Source organism: Prauserella rugosa (assembly GCF_000719975.1).
Taxonomy (GTDB): Bacteria; Actinomycetota; Actinomycetes; order Mycobacteriales; family Pseudonocardiaceae; genus Prauserella; species Prauserella rugosa.
The window spans coordinates 1-949 of record NZ_JOIJ01000059.1; the positions used below are offsets into that span (position 1 = coordinate 1).

Here is a 949-nt window from a genome sequence, read left to right on the forward strand (position 1 = left end):
CTAGTGCGTGTCTGACAATGTTTTGGTCCAGGTGGTCACGGCGTGGAGGACGACCGCTGATCGGTAGATGGTGGCGAGTTTGTCGTAGCGCGTGGCCAGGCCTCGCCACTGTTTGAGGAGGTTGAAGCCTCGCTCGACGACGTTGCGGCCGCGGTAGTCGACCGCGTCGAAGACGGGTGGTCGCCCACCGCGGGATCCGCGGCGCGTGCGGTGCTGGGTTTGGTCGGCTGGCTCGGGGATCACGGCGGCGATGCCACGGGAGCGCAAGTGCCGGCGGATCGCTCTGGAGGAGTAGGCCTTGTCGCCTCGGACGCGGTCGGGCCGGGTGCGGGCTTGACCGCGTCCGAGGCGAGCGATGTGCAGGTGCCGCATCAGATGCGGGAACATCGGCGCGTCCCCTGCCTGGCCGGGACCGACCAATACCACCAGCGGGCGGCCATTCCCGTCGACGAGGTGGTGCACTTTGGTGCTCCAGCCGCCGCGGGAGCGGCCGATCGCGTGGTCAGGCGGCTCGGCGCGCAGATCCGTGTAATTCGACCCAGCCCCCTGTGGGACGAGTGATGGTCGTGGCGTGCTGATGCGCTCGCGCGATCGTCGAGTCCACCGAGACCGACCACTCCACCAACCCCGCCGCATCCGCCTCGGCCAACAGGCGCTGCAGGACCGTGTCCCACGTGCCATCGCGGGCCATCCGACGATGCCAGGTCCAGATCGTCTGCCACGGACCGAACACCGCCGGCACATCCCGCCAGGCGATCCCACACCGATACCGGTAAATGATCCCCTCGACCATCGCCCGCGCATCCGAGAACGGACGACCACGCTTACCCGTGCGAGCCGGAAGTAGATCCTCGATCAACGCCCACTGAGCATCCGAGAGCAACTGAAACCGCGACACGACCAGCAGCATCCCAGCCGCCAAACACTAAATTTGTCAGACACGCCCTAG

General features: G+C 67.0%; 2 protein-coding genes. Both read right to left on the reverse strand.

Annotation, left to right across the window (positions count from 1 at the left end; translation table 11 throughout):
* Nucleotides 1–462, reverse strand: a complete 462-nt coding sequence (locus IF64_RS28305; RefSeq protein WP_425468438.1) for a transposase — start codon at nucleotides 460–462, stop codon at nucleotides 1–3.
* A gap of 40 nt (nucleotides 463–502) precedes the next feature.
* Entirely contained in the window at nucleotides 503–910 is a 408-nt protein-coding gene (locus IF64_RS28310; RefSeq protein WP_425468439.1) for a transposase, read from the reverse strand.
* Between the last annotated feature and the right edge of the window lie 39 nt (nucleotides 911–949).